This window comes from Nocardia alni (assembly GCF_019038435.1).
GTDB classification, from domain to species: Bacteria; Actinomycetota; Actinomycetes; order Mycobacteriales; family Mycobacteriaceae; genus Nocardia; species Nocardia alni.
The window spans coordinates 1-534 of sequence record NZ_JAGPOX010000331.1 but is presented as its reverse complement, the minus strand read 5'-3'; the positions used below and the strand labels follow the sequence as shown (position 1 = coordinate 534).

Below are 534 nucleotides of genomic sequence, written 5' to 3'. Positions count from 1 at the left end.
GTGCATCACGGCGAGGGTGAGGCAGCTGTTGATGCGCTGCCCGTCCACCAGCACCGTGCAGGCGCCGCACTGTCCGTGGTCGCAGCCTTTCTTGGTCCCGGTGAGCCGGAGCAGGTCGCGCAGCGTGTCGAGCAGCGTGACCCAGCAGGGAATATCGAGGTGCTGTGGCGTTCCATTCACGTGCAGGCGCACTGTATGGACCGACACGGCGGATTCGGCCGGACCGCTGGCGCGGGCGACCGACGTGGGGTGGCTGGATGACATCTCGCTTCCTTCACGGCCGGTGGACCGGACAGTGTCGCCGTCAGGCACCGCGCACCCTGTAGGAGGAGCGCGCGCACACGGTCGGCTTGCGGCGCAGGTGCCAGGCATGGCCGTATGCTGCGGCATGCCACACGCCTGCCCCGCTTCTTCCGCGCCGTCCTTCCATCCGCAGCCTTCCCGCATCGGCGCCTCCACGACGCCGGAATTGCCCGGCGCGACCGCGGTAGCCGGCATCATCCTCGCGGCCGGCGCAGCGTCGCGCTTCGGCAG

1 protein-coding gene is annotated in these 534 nt (G+C 70.0%); it reads right to left on the bottom strand.

What is annotated here, in order from left to right:
* On the bottom strand, nt 1-264 hold a 264-nt coding region (locus JZ791_RS47400), incomplete at its 3' end, for a 2Fe-2S iron-sulfur cluster-binding protein (RefSeq protein WP_216903952.1).
* Nucleotides 265-534 lie beyond the last annotated feature (270 nt).